The sequence below is a fragment of the Mesorhizobium sp. M0854 genome (assembly GCF_040319815.1).
Classification (GTDB): domain Bacteria; phylum Pseudomonadota; class Alphaproteobacteria; order Rhizobiales; family Rhizobiaceae; genus Mesorhizobium.
Genome location: NZ_JAMYOL010000002.1, coordinates 246,867 through 262,748 on the forward strand (window position 1 = coordinate 246,867; position 15,882 = coordinate 262,748).

The 15,882-nt window shown below is 63.9% G+C and carries 15 protein-coding genes and 2 pseudogenes; 4 read left to right on the forward strand and 13 right to left on the reverse strand.

Features of this window, described 5'->3' with window-relative positions:
• Positions 1-17: 17 nt before the first annotated feature.
• The 4 genes from NKH99_RS04110 to NKH99_RS04125 all read right to left on the reverse strand — a co-directional run bounded on the left by NKH99_RS04110 (position 18) and on the right by NKH99_RS04125 (position 4,015).
• A complete protein-coding gene (locus NKH99_RS04110) occupies positions 18-1,163 on the reverse strand; it encodes a nickel/cobalt transporter (protein ID WP_352682650.1) in 1,146 nt (381 codons plus the stop codon).
• Entirely contained in the window at positions 1,160-1,828 is a 669-nt protein-coding gene (locus NKH99_RS04115; protein ID WP_352469555.1) for a DUF1007 family protein, read from the reverse strand. The genes NKH99_RS04110 and NKH99_RS04115 overlap by 4 nt, the downstream gene beginning before the upstream one ends.
• A gap of 86 nt (positions 1,829-1,914) precedes the next feature.
• Positions 1,915-2,814, reverse strand: a complete 900-nt coding sequence (locus NKH99_RS04120; protein WP_352469556.1) for a LysR family transcriptional regulator — start codon at positions 2,812-2,814, stop codon at positions 1,915-1,917.
• A 1-nt stretch (position 2,815) separates the two neighbouring features.
• Positions 2,816-4,015, reverse strand: a complete 1,200-nt coding sequence (locus NKH99_RS04125) for an amidase (protein WP_353012775.1) — start codon at positions 4,013-4,015, stop codon at positions 2,816-2,818.
• Between the two features lie 562 nt (positions 4,016-4,577).
• Between NKH99_RS04125 and odc2 the strand changes: the two genes are divergently transcribed.
• The gene (gene odc2, locus NKH99_RS04130; RefSeq protein ID WP_352448194.1) at positions 4,578-5,711 is read left to right on the forward strand and encodes an ornithine/lysine decarboxylase; all 1,134 of its coding nucleotides are present in this window, start codon (positions 4,578-4,580) and stop codon (positions 5,709-5,711) included.
• A gap of 209 nt (positions 5,712-5,920) precedes the next feature.
• Positions 5,921-6,523 (forward strand): GNAT family N-acetyltransferase, encoded by a 603-nt coding sequence (locus NKH99_RS04135; protein WP_352767309.1) that lies wholly within the window; start codon positions 5,921-5,923, stop codon positions 6,521-6,523.
• 53 nt (positions 6,524-6,576) lie between these two features.
• Here the strand turns inward: NKH99_RS04135 and NKH99_RS04140 are convergent, their stop codons facing one another.
• Positions 6,577-6,861 carry an SCP2 sterol-binding domain-containing protein gene (locus NKH99_RS04140; protein WP_352448193.1) on the reverse strand — a complete coding sequence of 95 codons (285 nt, stop codon included), beginning with the start codon at positions 6,859-6,861 and terminating at the stop codon, positions 6,577-6,579.
• Positions 6,862-7,061: 200 nt separating this feature from the next.
• Here NKH99_RS04140 and NKH99_RS04145 point away from each other — a divergent pair.
• A pseudogene (locus NKH99_RS04145) lies at positions 7,062-7,259 on the forward strand (chloride channel protein); the annotation flags it as partial.
• Between the two features lie 304 nt (positions 7,260-7,563).
• Here NKH99_RS04145 and NKH99_RS04150 read toward each other — a convergent pair.
• A pseudogene (locus tag NKH99_RS04150) lies at positions 7,564-8,328 on the reverse strand (nucleoside recognition domain-containing protein); the annotation flags it as partial.
• A 115-nt stretch (positions 8,329-8,443) separates the two neighbouring features.
• On the opposite strand from NKH99_RS04150, the gene NKH99_RS04155 reads away from it, so the two are divergent.
• On the forward strand, positions 8,444-8,896 hold the full coding sequence (locus NKH99_RS04155; protein WP_352994546.1) for an Lrp/AsnC family transcriptional regulator: 453 nt from the start codon (positions 8,444-8,446) through the stop codon (positions 8,894-8,896).
• Positions 8,897-8,981: 85 nt separating this feature from the next.
• On the opposite strand, the gene NKH99_RS04160 is transcribed toward NKH99_RS04155, so the two are convergent.
• From NKH99_RS04160 to NKH99_RS04190, 7 genes are all read right to left on the reverse strand, one after another.
• A complete protein-coding gene (locus NKH99_RS04160) occupies positions 8,982-9,227 on the reverse strand; it encodes a MoaD/ThiS family protein (RefSeq protein ID WP_023675441.1) in 246 nt (81 codons plus the stop codon).
• Positions 9,227-11,491 (reverse strand): xanthine dehydrogenase family protein molybdopterin-binding subunit, encoded by a 2,265-nt coding sequence (locus NKH99_RS04165; RefSeq protein ID WP_353012779.1) that lies wholly within the window; start codon positions 11,489-11,491, stop codon positions 9,227-9,229. The genes NKH99_RS04160 and NKH99_RS04165 overlap by 1 nt, the downstream gene beginning before the upstream one ends.
• Positions 11,492-11,493: 2 nt before the next feature.
• Entirely contained in the window at positions 11,494-11,970 is a 477-nt protein-coding gene (locus NKH99_RS04170) for a (2Fe-2S)-binding protein (RefSeq protein ID WP_352448182.1), read from the reverse strand.
• A complete protein-coding gene (locus tag NKH99_RS04175; RefSeq protein ID WP_353012782.1) occupies positions 11,970-12,830 on the reverse strand; it encodes an FAD binding domain-containing protein in 861 nt (286 codons plus the stop codon). The genes NKH99_RS04170 and NKH99_RS04175 overlap by 1 nt, the downstream gene beginning before the upstream one ends.
• Before the next feature lie 137 nt (positions 12,831-12,967).
• Positions 12,968-14,611, reverse strand: coding sequence for an MFS transporter (locus tag NKH99_RS04180; protein WP_352767625.1), 1,644 nt, complete (start codon positions 14,609-14,611; stop codon positions 12,968-12,970).
• A 16-nt stretch (positions 14,612-14,627) separates the two neighbouring features.
• A complete protein-coding gene (locus NKH99_RS04185; RefSeq protein WP_352767623.1) occupies positions 14,628-14,846 on the reverse strand; it encodes a hypothetical protein in 219 nt (72 codons plus the stop codon).
• Positions 14,847-14,848: 2 nt separating this feature from the next.
• Positions 14,849-15,880 carry a histone deacetylase family protein gene (locus NKH99_RS04190; RefSeq protein ID WP_352767621.1) on the reverse strand — a complete coding sequence of 344 codons (1,032 nt, stop codon included), beginning with the start codon at positions 15,878-15,880 and terminating at the stop codon, positions 14,849-14,851.
• Positions 15,881-15,882: the final 2 nt, after the last annotated feature.

Sequence of the window (15,882 nt, forward strand, 5' to 3'; positions counted from 1 at the left end):
GATCGGACGCAACGAGGTCAGGCGCCAGTCAGGCTGGCCGAAAGCAGCAGCAGGCCGAACAGGAAGACGAAGGCGGCGCCGCCGATCTCGACGAAGGAATGGATGCGGTTGCCCATGCGGCCGTCGCCGGCGAAATACACCGCCCAGTTCTTCGCGGTCACCGCAAGAGTCGCCAGAGCCGAGACGGTGATTGCGGTGCCGAGGGCCATGGCCAGCACCGACAGGATGCCGCCGAACCATAGCCCGTTCAGCAGGGCGAAGCTCAGCACGATCAGCGCGCCGGAACAGGGGCGGATGCCGACGGCAGCGACAGCCGACCAGGCCGTGCGCCAATCGAAGCGATCACCGGAAAGCAGCGCCGGGTCGGGCGCATGCGAGTGCCCGCAGGTCTCGCAGACCTCGCCCGCCGCATGGCTGTGGTGATCGTGCGCAGCATGGGCGTGGTCGTGGGCGCCGTGGTCATGCGCATGATCGTGGTGGTCATGCGCATCAAGCGCGTGGGAATGTGCCGCATGGGCATGCGCGGAATGTGAATGGCCGGCATGTGAATGGCCGGCATGGGCAGCCGAGAGGCTGTAGCCCGGATTTGCGCCGAACACGCGAAGGATGGCCGGGCCGGCCTTGCGCCACAGCAGCCAGGCGCCGAACAGAGTGACGAAGACATAGCTCATGATTTCGAGGAACCATGCGGCGTCTGTCATCGAGACAGCAGTGCCGCGCAGCAAGAAATAGGCGACCAGCATCACCACGATCGCGGTCAGCGCCTGCAGCAGGGCCGAGACGAAGGACAGCATGATGCCGCGCCGGAGCGCCACTTCATTGGCCACCATGTAGGAAGAGATCACCGCCTTGCCGTGACCGGGGCCGGCGGCGTGGAAAATGCCATAGGCAAAGGACAGGCCGATGAGCAGCCACAACTTGCTGCCGTCCTGGCGCATCGCCTTCATCGCGCCGGCAAGCGCATGATAGAATTCCTGCTGGCGCAGATTGATCCACATCAGGATGTGGGCGAACGGGCCGGTGGCGGTTGGAGCCATGCCGTCATTGGTGCCGATGCCGAGTGAACTCTGGGCGTGGGCGGAGCCGAGAAAGTGCGTCATCACAAAGGCGACGGCCAGAAGACCGAATGCCAAACGCAGGGACGGTTTGGTCACTGGATCTATCCTTCCGGCTGACAGGTCAGTTCAAGTTTGGTGGCAAAGATCTTGCTCATGTCGGTGCCTGTCGGATCATTGAAGAAGGCCTCGGTCAGGGTCTTCTGGTTCTGGGCGATCGCCTCGTCCGGGTTCGGGCGGACAACCTTGCTGGTGCAGGTCGGCGGCAACCCATCGACCTGCAGATTGGCATCCTCGGTGAAATCGATCGCGGTGTAGAAGGTCGGGTCGTAGACGCCGATATCTATCTTGCCGCTCAGTTTGATCGGTACCTTCGGTTCAGATTCAAACAGGATGATCAACTGGTCATTGTCGAAATTGGCCATCAAATGCGGCGGCGGGGTCATTGCCACGTCCTTGCCGTCGACGGTGACGAGCTGGAAATAGTTGAATTCGGCAAGCGAGGCATGGACGGTGTCGGCGACATCCTTCAGCTCCTTGTCGTCGAGTTTCAGGTCGGAATTCTTGTCGAACTCCATCATCACCGTGCTCGAAAACAAATCGTCGAAGCGCCAGACATGGCGCAATGCCTTCACAGTTTGGTGATCCGGGCCGAGGACCACTTCGAGGCGGGCTTCGGCGAAGACGTGGGGATGCACCTCAGCCGGTCCGACGGCGGCAAACGTCGCGGTCAAGGCCGAAGCCAGCATGATTGCTTGCCGTTTCAGGTGCATTCTCGGTCGCGATTCAATCGACTTCGGTGAATTGCCGACAGTTACCAGAAAGCGGGCGAAAATGGGACCGCAACGCGGCTGAAAGCTCATGCGTTGTCCAGCGTCTTGAACCACTGCACCAGGAAGTCGACGAAAACGCGAACTTTTGCAGGCAGATAGCGCCGGTGCGGATAGACGGCAAAAATGCCGCCGCCGGGCAGAATGCGGTCATCCAGCGCAGTCAGCAGCTTGCCGCTTTCGATGTCGGGCGCGGCGATGAAATCCGGCAGGACGGAAAATCCCAATCCAGCCACGGCAGCGGCCCTTGCCGCCATCGGGCTGTTGACCTCGATCGGGCCGGAAACCGAAACGCTCACCGTATCGCCGCTGTCGCCTTTGAACGGCCAGTTGGTGAGCCAGCGCCCATTGGTGTCGATGATGCAAGGCACGCGGGCAAGGTCTTGCGGCCTGACCGGCATGCCGTGCCTGGCGATCAGTTCAGGAGACGCGCAAAGCCGTACCGAAAATGGCGCCAGGCGTCTGGCGATCAGTGAGGAATTTTCCAGCCGCGAAATGCGCACTGCCAGATCGAAACCCTCTTCGACCAGATCGACGAAGCGGTCGTCGAGATGAATGTCGAGCACGATGTCGGGATGCTGCTTGGCGAAGTCGATCAGCGATTGGCCGATCGGCGCGTCGGCAAAGGTGCGCGGCGCCGACAGCTTGATCCTGCCGCGCACGTCGCCGGAGGATTCGCGCACCGCATCGGCAAGGCTGTCGACCTCGCGCACGATCTCCGAGGCGCGCCGGTAATAGGTGTGGCCGGCCTCGGTCAGGGAAAACTGCCTGGTGGTGCGGTTGAGCAGCAGCGCGCCGAGCTCGTCCTCCAGCTCGCGCACATATTTCGACAATAGCGCCTTCGAGCGGCCGATCTTGCGCGCCGCCGCCGAAAATCCTTCGGCCTCGACCACGTCGATGAAGGCGCGCATGCGGGTCAGCGTATCCATGTCATGCGCCTCCTTGGTGGGCCGAAAGGATGCGGGCGGCCAGCGCAATCAGCTGCCGGTCGCTGTTCTTCGGACCGAGCAGCGAAAGGCCGAACGGCGCCCCGCCGGTCTTGCCGAGCGGCAGCGTGATTTGCGGAAAGCCGGACAGGCCGGAAAGGCAGAGCAGTCTCAGCGCCCGCTCGCGATAGGTCTGCAAATCGTCGAATGACGCGGCCTTGAGCGGCGCGGCACCAGGAGCGGTCGGAAGCACAAGAACGCCGTCGTCGCCAAGCAGGCCGGCCAGTTCGAGGCGAAACGAAACGCGACGTTCCGTTTCACATTGCCCGGTTGCCGCGTCGATTGTCGCGCCGTGCTCGAAACGCTCCTTGACACCGGGTCCCAGCATGCGGTCGCCGCCGGCGATCCAGGCGCCGTGACTTTGCCAGGCTTCATAGCCTTGCAGCTTGCGGAAGCACCAATAGAGATCGTCGGTCGAATGCGACAGCGGGCCGACGCTGCGCGGTGCGCCCAGCACCGAAGCGACACTGCGGAGCATGGCGCGATATTCGTCGGCCTCGTGCGGGCCGAGCACGAGGCCGTCCAGCGCAGCGAGAGTGACGGGGCGTCTCAGTTCATGGGAATGCGGATCGTCGCCGAGCAGCACCGTGCCGACCTTTTCGTAGATGACGATGTCGCTTGCGAACCAACCGAATGTGTCCAGCGAAGGCGCCAGCGGCATGGCGCCGTCGAGCGGGATACGGCCATGCGTCGTCCTGAGGCCGATCAGGCCGCAGAAGCTTGCCGGCGCTCGGATCGAGCCGCCGGTGTCCGATCCGGTTGCAATGTCGGCCAGCCCGCCGGCGACTGCCGCGGCAGAACCGGACGACGAGCCGCCGGTGACGCGGTCGGGTGCTGCCGGGTTGATGGGCGACGGGAAATGCGCGTTCAGCCCCAGCAGGGAAAATGCGAGCTCGTCGGTCTGCGTCTTGCCGACGAAGCGGGCGCCCGAATCAAGCAGCGCCTGGACGGCCGGCGCGGTCGCCATGGCCGGTGAAGCGTCCCGGTATTTCTGCGGATTGCCGCAGCCGGTGCGGTAGCCGGCGACGTCGAAGATGTCCTTTACGGCAAGCCGCAAGCCGGCAAGCGGGCCGGATTTCGCATTGGCTACAGGGGTTTGATCAAGGTCGAGAAAAGCGTTCAGCGGGCCGCGAGTGCCAGTCATGCGTTCGATATCCGGATGTGCTTGCCGCAGCATTTTTCTTCTGGTTGCCGCAGCATTGTTCGATGCCACAAATTTTACAACCTGCCATACGATTTTTATTGATTGTGAAATCTTTCGATCTTATATCGCGCTTGCCCAAAGTCGCACGTGCCTGTGGGTGTCCGCCGATCCTCGAATGGTGAGGGTAATCGGTAAGGTAACTGGAGCCAACCCCTCCAGTCGGTTTAGCGGCCAACCGCCAACCGAGGACACCTTGAAGCAACGACGGTGCGGGCCTTTCTGGTGTTCTGCCGGTCGTCCAAAGACCGGGGTTACTGAAGAGGCACACCTTCATTGCCGGCAGTGCGGACGGGTCTCCCATCCAAGCCAAGGCAGACAAAGCGAACCGAGGCCGGGCAAGGCCAAGGTTCACCGCCGCGAGACGGCGCTTCATGGTTCCGGGGTCTCCACCGGCTGGTTCCATGGATTTCCGTCCCGCCTTTGTCCACCGCGTGTTCGCGAGGCCGAGAGCCCGCGTCCGCAAGCCTTTGTGCGCGCCGCAAGGCGCTGATGGAGAGACCCGATGGCTACCCAGCGCATCCTTGACTTTCTCGCCACCCGACGTCCGAACGGTCCGTGCCTCGTCGTCGACCTCGATGTCGTGCGCGACAATTTCCGCGCCTTCGAGAAGGCGCTTCCCGATTCCAAGATCTACTATGCGGTGAAAGCAAATCCGGCGCCGGAAATCCTGCGCCTGCTTGCTGCGATGGGCTCGTCCTTCGACACCGCTTCCGTTGCCGAAGTCGAGATGGCGATGGACGCCGGTGCGCCGGCGGACCGCATCTCCTTCGGCAACACCATCAAGAAGGAGCGCGACATCCAGCGCGCCTACCAGCTCGGCATCAAGCTGTTTGCGGTGGACTGCGTCGAGGAGGTCGAGAAGATCGCCCGCGTCGCTCCCGGCGCCCGTGTGTTCTGCCGCGTCCTGACCGACGGCGAGGGCGCCGAATGGCCGCTGTCGCGCAAGTTCGGCTGTGTGCCGGCGATGGCGGTCGACGTGCTGCGCCATGCCAGGGCGCTCGGTCTCGACGCCCATGGCGTGTCGTTCCATGTCGGCTCGCAGCAGACCGACCTGACCGCCTGGGACCGCGCGCTGGCAGACGCCAAGAAGGTGTTCGCGACGCTGGCCGACGAAGGCATCGTGCTGAAGATGGTCAATATGGGCGGCGGCTTCCCGACCCGCTATCTCAGGGATGTGCCGGTGGCGCAGGCCTACGGCCAGGCGATCTTCTCGGCGCTCAGGAAGCATTTCGGCAACGCCATCCCCGAGACGATCATCGAGCCGGGCCGCGGCATGGTCGGCAATGCCGGCGTCATCAAGTCGGAGGTCGTGCTGATCTCGAAGAAGGCCGACAACGACAATGTGCGCTGGGTGTTCCTCGACATCGGCAAGTTCGGCGGTCTCGCCGAGACGATGGACGAGGCGATCCGCTACCCGATCGTCACCGCGCATGACGGCAGCGAGACCGCGCCTTGCGTGCTCGCCGGCCCGACCTGCGATTCGGCCGACGTGATGTACGAAAAGACGCCGTACCCGCTGCCCTTGTCGCTGACCATCGGCGACGAGGTGCTGATCGAGGGCACCGGCGCCTATACGACGACCTATGCATCGGTCGCCTTCAACGGCTTCGAGCCTCTCCGATCCTACGTGATCTGACGGTTCGAAAGAACCGATCAGATCATCCGGAGATGGGCGCCTGTCGCCTGCCCGGGTTCGCCTGTGGAACAATCCGCTCGTGAAGGATCGCGGAAATGGACATTGTAGATTTCGTTGTTGAAGGCGTGGGAATCTCCCCCTTCGAGGGGGAGATGGCCGCGAAGCGGCCAGAGGGGGTCGGTTCGACTGGACTCGGCCTCCCGCCGCAGATGGAGGCCGGCGCTTCACGCGCGACAACCCCCTCTGTCGCCTTCGGCGACATCTCCCCCTCGAGGGGGGAGATTGCGGTCGTCGCCGAAACCGCCGCCGACGTTGGCGCTCGCGAGGCTTTGCTCGATCGCGCCATGGGGCCGAAGCGCCGGAAGAAGTCGTCGGAAAAGCTGCGGCGCGGCCGCCGGCCTTCGGAGGGCCTGGCCTTTGTCGCGCGCGACGCGTCGGGCACTGTTGCCGGCACGGTGCGGCTGTGGGACGTGGTGCTGGGCGAGGGCGGCAAGGCAGCGCTGCTGCTCGGCCCGCTTGCCGTCGACCCGGCGCTGAAAAATGCCGGCATCGGCTCGGCGCTGATGCGCCATGCGGTCACTGAGGCCGAGCGGCTTGGCCATGCGGCGATCCTGCTGGTCGGCGACGCGCCCTATTACAAGCGCTTCGGTTTTTCGGCCGCAAAGACCGGCTCGCTGGCCATGCCGGGGCCTTACGAGCGGCACCGCCTGCTGGCGCGGGAACTGGTTGTCGGCGCGCTCGACGGCGCGCAAGGCACGCTGAAGGCGGCCGGGCGCAAGCTGAAGGCACAGCGGCTGCCGCTCGCTGCCTGATGGTTCGAAGCAAGCCGCCGCCATCGTGCGGCGGCTTGTTTCACCTCAAGCGATCAGCCGATCAACTGGCTGAGCGCCATGGCGACGCTCATGTCGCCTTCGACCTTTATCTTGCCGGACATGAAGGCCATGGTCGGGTTGAGGTCGCCTGATATCAGCGAGTCCAGATCGTCGAGCGACAGCTTTATGGTGCAATCGGCCGGCGCATCGGTGGTCGAGACATCGGCGCCGTCGATGACGATGACGCCGTCGCTGCCGGTGTCGAATTTCACCGAGCGATCGAACCCGGCACTCGCCACGCGCGACCTGATGTTGTCGGCAATCTCCTGAACGCTCATGGCGGTTCTCCTCGTCTGCTTGCGTTTGTCGCGCGCCGGCGCTTCGACCTGGCCGAAGCCGCTTGCCTGGTTTTACAGCCACGGCCGCCGGCGCATATAGCTTCGGGTTGACGTTTACGTCAACGCAGTTCCCCGAGGTGAAGATGGGCTTTATCGCCGCAGCATCACGCGGGCATGGTTGCCGGTGCTGTCCTTCGCCAAAGGATGCGGTGCTGGTGCCGAGCATGAACGTGCAATCGGCGGCCGAGACCTTCCAGCGCGCCGGCGCCGAGGAATTGGCGGTGGTCGAGGATTTCACCGATCGCAAGGTGATCGGGCTGCTGACCGAAGGCCACCTGATGCGGCGCTATGCCGAGGAACTCGACAAGGCGCGGCGGGATCTGTCGGGCGAGGGGTAGCCGCGTCCTGTCCCGATAGCGATGCGACACACATGTCGGCTGCTGCGTAAGGAGGGCACGTCAACGGCCCGCTAATCGCCGGCTCCGAAATCCGATTGCGCGGACTGTCTTCTTCCTTGTGGAAGAGTGTCTTGAAGAAAAAAGCGTCGGGAACCGCCTTGATTACTTTTGCGATCACGGCGGTCGCGAGCACGGCAAACGCTAGGCGACCGAGAAGCACGCTCGTAACATCAGCGCCAAGCGTGGCGACGACCAACGTATCCTCAATGAGGCTATGGGCAAAACCCATGAACACGCAGGCAAGGAATAGCTGACGCGGCTCCGCGCTAGGCGTGCGCGCCTCGCGGATCAGCAGTCCTGCGCCATAGGAAATCCCGAGAAACAGGCCGACAGCGGCGAAAGGTACCGTCTGCTTTTCGATGCCGGCGAGCCGAAAGAGCGGTGCAAGCCCTCTGTTCATCCAATCCAAAATGCCCGACATCTTTAGAAGCTCGATCACCCAGCTCAGCGCAAGCAGAACAACGAGCATGATGCCCAGGGTTTTGAGCGTACCCAGGAAAAAGCCGCCCCAGTCGGTGCTTTCATTCGTCGGCATCCACGCCGGCTTCACCGGTCCTGACAGCCATCCGGTCACGGCGAATATCTGATGCAGAAGGACAGCAAAGACCAAACCCCCGCCAATACGAAGCGCCGTGGTGACCAGGAAGCTCGGTCCGGCCCTCTGAATGATCCGTTGCTCGATCGGAATGGCATGTGCAAACAGCAAGAGAGCCGAAAGAACCGTCATGTCGGCAGTGCTGAGCGCCGAAACCGGAACCAAGGTGAATACGATCACAAGCGCGCCCCAGATCCCGACCAGCAATCCCGTCAGCCAGGCAAAGGCGAGTTCAGGTGGCAACCCCACCTGCAACATGATCGGGGAGAAGAACGGAGAAATCGCCTGGATGACGCCAAGGTCCTGCAGCAGCCGTGTGGCAATCGCAACCGGAACGATCACGCGAACCAGTTCCCAATAGATTTCAAGCGTCTCCAATGTCTTGCGATAGAAGGCGGCGCAAATTGCCATCATGCTGCTCCATCATTCCTGGAGCCGTCTGAGTAGCGTGAGACGCTTCGCATTTGTGGTCAAAGTTTGCGATTCCGTGCAATAAAATTGCAACGCACCGACGCTGAGCGCGACCAACATGGACAAGATCGACAGAAGGCTTCTCAACCTGCTCCAGGATGATGCCTCACGAACTAACGCCAAACTGGCGGGGTTAGTCGGGCTTTCCCCTTCGAGCTGCCTGCGCCGCATACGACGACTGAAGAAAAGCGGTGTCATCAGCCGCGTTGTCGCGCTTCTCGCACCGGCAAAGGCTGGCCGGGGCTTGAAGGCGATCGTCACCGTCGAACTGGAGCGTCATGGTGAGCAGTATATGCGGGACTTTCTCGAGTTGGCCGCCCAGGAACCGGCCGTCACTCAGGCCTACAGTGTAAGCGGCGAAACCGACGCCGTCCTCATGCTCCGCCTGACGGATATGGAAGAGTTCGATGCGCTGTGCGAGCGACTGTTCCGAGACCGAAGCAACGTCGCGCGGTACCACACGATGTTCGTGATCCGAACGGCCAAAGAAGTGACCGCAATTCCGCTGTAGATGTTAGGTTGCGATCGACCTGCTAGGCCGCGAATTCATAAACGAGCATTGGCCGCACGGAGCGCGGCTTGAGCTCGAGCCCAAATCATCCCCCGGCAAGGCGCGGCAGCAGGAATATCTCCGCCCCTTCCGGCAGTTCCTTCGACCAGGTGTCGCGATAGATCGTCCCGTCGATGGCGACGGCGATGCCGCGATCGATGTAGGGCTCGAGGCCGGGATACTGTTCAGCCAGTTTCCTGAACAGCTCCCGAATATCCTTCGCCTCGATCTCGACCTTGCTCTTGCCTCCGGCGATCGCGCCGAGCGATCCCCAGAGCGTCACTTCGACCATCAGCCTTCCCGTTCCGCCTCGAGCGCGGCAAGGATGCGCGGCGGCGACATCGGGATGTGCGTCATGCGCACGCCCGCGGCGTTTGACACCGCATTGGCGATCGCCGCCAGCGGCGGCACGATCGAGGTCTCGCCGACGCCGCGCACCCCGTAAGGATGGTTGGGATTGGGGATCTCGAGGATCTGCGTGTCGATCATCGGCAGGTCCGAGCAGACCGGGATCCGGTAATCCAGGAAGCCAGGGTTCTGCAGCCGCCCGTCCTTGCCGTAGATATACTCCTCGTTGAGCGCCCAGCCGATGCCTTGTGCGGCACCGCCCTGGTACTGCCCCTCGACATAGGTCGGATGCACCGCCTTGCCGGCGTCCTGAACGACGGTGTAGCGCAGCACCCTGGTGGAGCCTGTCTCGGGATCCACCTCGATATCGCAGATATGGGTGGCGAACGAGACGCCGGCGCCGTCGGCGACGAGCTCGCTATGGCCGGCAATCGGTCCCCCCGTCTTCCCTGACGCAGCGGCGATCTCCTTCAGCGACAATGCTGCAAGGTTGCCGTATTTCTCGCCCTTGGCAATCGCGTGACCTTTTTCCCAGACCACGTCGTCGACGGGAATGTCCCACATCTGCGCGGCGCGTTCCCGCAACACCTTGATGGCGTTGCGGGCGGCCGAGATCGTCGCCATGGAGGAGGAGAAGGTGCCGCGGCTGCCGTCCGTCATGTCGTTGTAGCCGAGGCTGGAGGTATCGGCGACCACCGCCTTGACCTGCTCATAGGGGATGCCGAGCTCCTCCGCCGCGACCAGCGAAAGCGACGCGCGGGAACCACCCACATCGACCGTGCCGACGGCAAGCGAGACCGAACCGTCCATGCCGATGTTGAGGTCGGTGCAGGTCTGGCCACCGAAATTGAACCAGAAGCCGCAGGCCATTCCGCGGCCCTGATTCTTGCCGAGCGGCGCCTTCATATGCGGGTGGTTCTTCACCGCCTCCAGCGTCGGCCCGATGCCGATCGGGCCGTATACCGGGCCGTAGGAGGATCTGGTGCCTTCCTGCGCCGCGTTCCTGATCCGGAACTCGACGGGGTCCATGCCGATCTCCTTGGCCAGCTCGTCGACCGCACTTTCCACCGCAAACGCCGCCATCGGAGCCGACGGCGCGCGATAGGCCGCGGTCTTGGGCCGGTTGACCAGCACTTCGTAGCCGACCGTCCTGACGTTCTCGAGCTTGTAGCAGGCAAAGGCGGTCATGGCGCCGATCTCGGCCCACATGCCGGCATAGGGGCCGCAGGAATAGCGCAGCGTCGCCTCGGCCGCCGTGATCGTGCCGTCCTTGCGGGCGCCGATCCGAACATCGATCGAGGTGGCGCTGGTCGGGCCGGAGGCGCGGAACACCTCGTCGCGCGTCATGACCAGCTTGACCGGCCGCCCAGCCTTGCGTGACAGCGCCAGTGCCACCGGCTCGGCCCAGACATGGGTCTTGCCGCCGAAACCGCCGCCGATCTCCGAGGAGGTGACGCGCAGCTTCGAGGCTTCCATGCCAAGCAGTTGGGCGCAATGTTGGCGGTAGACAAAATGGCCTTGCGTACAGACCCACAGGTCGGCGGTGCCGTCGGAGCTCACATTGGCCACGCAGGCATGCGGCTCGACATAACCCTGGTGCGTCTGCTCGGTCTTGAAGGAGCGTTCGACGACGAAGTCGGCCTGGCCGAAACCTACATGGATGTCGCCATGGCCGTACTGGGTGCGCTTGGTGACATTGGAAGGCTTGAGGGGCTTTTGCTCGAGGCCTTCGGTGAAGATGGCGTCGTTGACCAGAGGTGCGGAGTGCTTCATCGCCTCGTCGACATCGGTGACATGCGGCAGCACCTCGTAGTCGACCTCGATCAGCTTCAGTGCCTGCCTCGCTGTGCGGGCATCGACCGCAGCGACCGCGGCCACGGCATGGCCGTCATAGAGCGCTTTCTTGCGCGCCATGCAGTTGTCGAGGATGTCGTACATGGCGGCATCGCCGTCGGTGAGGTCGGGCAGGTCGGCCGCGGTGATCACGGCCTTGACGCCGGCGAGCTTCTCCGCCTTCGACGTGTCGATCTTCCTGATCGTGGCATGCGCATGGGGGCTTCTGAGAACGCGCCCGACCAGTTGCCCGGCCATGTTGAAGTCGGCGCCATAGCGTGCGCGGCCCGTCACCTTGTCGACGCCGTCGGGACGGATGGGACGCGTGCCGACAGCGGTGAAATTGCGTCCGGAGTAACGCGGATCGAAATTCATCGTCATGCTCCCTTCATCACGCTGGCGGCGTCCTGAACGGCACGCACGATCTTGTCATAGCCGGTGCAGCGGCAGAGGTTCCCGGCGAGGCCGAAGCGGATCTCCTCCTCGGTCGGATCGGGATTCTTGGCCAAAAGGTCCTTCGCCGCTATCAAAAAGCCCGGCGTGCAGACGCCGCATTGGAGTGCAGCGTGCTCCAGGAATTTCTGCTGCAGCGGATGCAGCCTGTCGCCATGCGCCATGCCCTCGATGGTCTCGACGCGCCGGCCCTCGGCCTCCGCGCCGAGCACCAGGCACGAGCACACCAGCCGATCGTCGAGGATGATGCTGCAGGCCCCGCAGTCGCCGGTGCCGCAGCCTTCCTTGGCGCCCGTCAGCCCCAGGCGATCGCGCAGGACATCAAGCAGCGTCTCGTCCGGCTGGCAAAGGAACTCGACATTGTCGCCGTTGATTGTCGTTGATACTGCCACACCAGCCATCATTTGCCTCCTGCGCGTGCATAGGCGGTCGTGGCGGCCCGCTTGGCCAGCACACCCGCGACTTTCCGTCTGAATTCGATAGTGCCGCGCTTGTCGTCGATCGGGCGGCAGGCGCCCGAGCAGACCTTGGCGAGCCTCTCCAGCGTGGCTTCGTCCAGCTTGGAGCCGATGAGAACCTCGGCGGCCTCCTCGACCAGAATCACCGTCGGCGCCACGGCGCCCAACGCCAGACGGGCGGATTTGACGCGACCTTGCTCATCGAGCGTCAAGTTCACGCCGGCGCTTACCACCGCTATGTCCATCTCCGTGCGCGGAATGAAACGCAGATAGGCATCGCCCGAACGCGGCAGACGGCTGTCGAGCAGGATTGCCTCGATGATCTCGCCCTTGGCCAGCGACGTCTTGCCCGGCCCAGTCGGCACCGCTTGCACGGCAATCGTGCGCCTGGTTCCCGGGCCGACGACCACAGCCTTGGCGCCAGCGGCCACCAGCGCCGGCACGCTGTCGGCGGCCGGCGAGGCGTTGCACAGATTGCCGACGATGGTGCAGCGTCCCTGCACCTGCTTCGAGCCTATCAGCTTGGCCGCTTCGACGACGCCGGGCCATGCCTTCTGCAGGGCCGTGTTCTCGCCCAGCACGGCGCAGGGGGCCGCCGCGCCGATGCTGAAGCCCTCGGCTGTTTCCCTGATCTCGCCAAGCCCGTCGATCGCCTTGATGTCGACGATCAGGTCGGGTTCGATAAAGCCGCCTTTCATTCGCACCAAGAGGTCGCTGCCTCCGGCGAGGATGGCGGCCGTGCCGGCTGAACCGGCCAACAGGCCGGCGGCGTCTTCAATTGAAAGCGGACGTATGTAACGCATCGTCTCCCCTTAGTGGTCATAGTCACACCAACTGATATAACCGTCTCTCCACAATGGCCATCCTGTTCGTGCATTCGCGGATTGGGCCAGGCGCCGCAATTTCATTTTGCTCGTCCAACTGGACGCACCGCCAGCCACTAATGCTCGATCGGTCCCTTCGGCATGACGAGCGCCGTCCCTGCTGTCGTCGGGCGCTCGATCATGCGGCGGACGCGCGGTGGCTCGTTGCCGCTATGCAGCGCCCTTATGCGCTCGCCGATGACGGCGTCGGCGTAGGTGGCGCGCCGATTGTGGCGGATATATTCTACCCAGGTCGGCGTGTGGTAGTGCTCGATCCATATCGAGGGATTTTCGAGATCGCGCGCCAATGTCCAGTTGCGGGCGCCGTCACGGCGGCGGATGCGGCCGCGCTCGGCCATGGTGGCGAGGAATTCCGGCACGTCCTCGTTGCGGATGACATATTCGATCATGATGGCGATTGGACCGCTGCGCGGCTTGAGATCAAGGGCCAGATGCGGCTCCTGAAAACGGTTGAGCGGATCGAGGTTGAGCACAGCCTGCTGCGGCAGCGGCAGCAGCAGGCCGATGGCGCCTCCCGCCAGCATGGCGACGCTGGCCGCCATCAGGGCGACTTCGGCGCCATGCGCGTCGGCAACGACACCCCAGACCCAGCTGCCGAGCGCGATGCCGCCGAAGGTCGCGGTCTGGTAGACCGAAAGCACGCGGCCGACCACCCAGCGCGGCGTCGACATCTGCACGGTGACGTTGAAATGCGAAAGCGCCGTCACCCAGCAGGCGCCGCCGAGCAGCAGGCCGAGCGACGTCTGCCAGGCATGATTGCTGACGGCGGCGTTGAAGGCGCAGACGGCGAAGCCGGCGAATGCCATGCGCACCATGGTTTCGCTGGACAGCAGCTGCCGCAGCCTGACGCTGGTCAGCGCGCCGCCGACGGCGCCGATGCCGAAGGCGCCGAGCATGATGCCGTAGCTCAAGGCATCGCCCTTGACGACGTCGCGCGCGACCAGCGGCAGCAGCGCCAGGACCGCGCCGGCGCTGAAGCCGAAAGCCGAGCTCCTGACCAGCACCTTGCCGATATTGGGCGACATGGCGACATAGCGCAGGCCGGCACCCATGGCGGCGCCCAGCGTCTCGCGCGGCAAGGTCGATGCCGGCAGTTCCGGCTTCCAGCGGGCCAGCACGACGATGAGGCCGACATAGCTCAGCGTGTTGACGGCGAAGGCCGCGGCAGCGCCTGCCGCGGCAACGATGATGCCGCCGATCGCCGGGCCGACGCTGCGCGTCAGGTTGAAGCCCATCGAGTTGAGCGCGATCGCCGCCGGCACCTTGGTGCGAGGCACCATGTCGCCGACCGAAGCCTGCCAGGACGGACTGTTGAGCGCGGTGCCGCTGTCGATCAGGAAGGTGAAGGCGAGCAGCGTCCACGGCGTCATCAGGTCGAGATAGGTGAAGACGGTGAGAAGAGCCGAGACGACGAGCATGAAGATCTGGGCGATCAGCATGACTTTGCGCCGGTTGAAGCTGTCGGCGATGGCGCCGGCCAGCAGCGCGAAGAGCATGATCGGCAAGGTGGTCGAGGCCTGGACCAATGCCACCTGGTAGGACGAGGTGGCGATCGTCGTCATCATCCAGGCGGCGCCAACGCCCTGGATGAGGCCACCGAAGTTGGAGACGAGGCTGGCGGACCACACCGCCCGGAAGATGCCGTGCCGGAACGGCGCCAGCGCCGAGGCGCTTTCGCTTTCCGGTGTGTCGTCGTTCATAAATGCTTTCCCGGGCTCAAATGCGTTTGTTCTTCCGATCAATAGGCCCCGCAAGCCGTGGGTTCAAAAAATAGAACATCATCTCGCAAAGGGCGAACGCATTCTGGAAAAACATCATGGTCCAACAACAAGATAGCGGGCGGGTCAGCGCGTGCCGCCGCAGGCTGAACGATCGGTCAGGCAGGCGGTACCGCTTGCCGAGCGCTGCCATCTGATTGGCAGGCACCGGCGGCACTTCTAGCGGTCCTCGAAGCCGGTCAGCACGCCGACGGCGTTGATGCCGATCTCCTCGACGGCGTAGCCGCCTTCCATGACGAACAGCGTCGGCAGGCCGAGCCTGGCGATGCGGCGGCCGATCCTGGGGTAGTCGGAGGTCTTCAGCTTGAACTGGCTGATCGGGTCCTTCTCGAAAGTGTCGACGCCGAGTGAAACCACGACGACGTCAGGAGCATAAGCCGAAAGCCTCGTGCAAGCGTCCTCGAGCGAGGCGTTCCACACGTCCCAGCCGGTGCCGAAGGGCATCGGGTAATTGTCGTTGAAGCCTTCGCCGTCGCCCTCGCCGCGTTCGTCGGCATGGCCGAGGAAGAAGGGATATTCCGTCATCGGATCGCCATGCAGGTTCAGCACCTGAACGTCACCGCGGCGATAGAAGATCTCCTGGGTGCCGTTGCCGTGGTGATAATCGATGTCGAGGATCGAAACGCGCCCGGCGCCATGGTCGCGGAACCATTGCGCGGCGACGGCGGCGTTGTTGATGAAGCAATAGCCGCCCATGAAGGCCGCCCCTGCATGGTGCCCTGGCGGGCGGCACAGCGCGAAGGCGGAAGGCTCACCGGCCTTGACCAGCGCGGCGGCGGTCAACGCGACGTCATAGGACGACTTGATCGCATCCCATGTGCCTTTGACGAACGTCGCGCCACCGTCGAAGGAGTAGAAGCCGAGCAGCGCATCGATGCCTTTCGGGCGCACGTCGCCGCGAAGGCCGCGCGTCGGCCAGGTGAAGGGAATGGCCGAACCGCTGCGGCCCGATGCTTCCCAGAGCGGCCACACGGTCGGCAGGAAATCGATGTAGTCGCTGGCATGCACCTTCCTGGCGGCGGCGAGGTCGTGGCTTTCCGGCGGCAGGATCGGACCGAGCTTCTCGCTCTCCACCCGCGCCCTGATGAACTCGGCGCGCGACGGCTTTTCAAAGGCCGGCACGATGGCGCCGGCGATCAATTCGACATTGCCGGAATGGCCGGCATGGAAAGGCGAAAAAACAGTCTTCATGA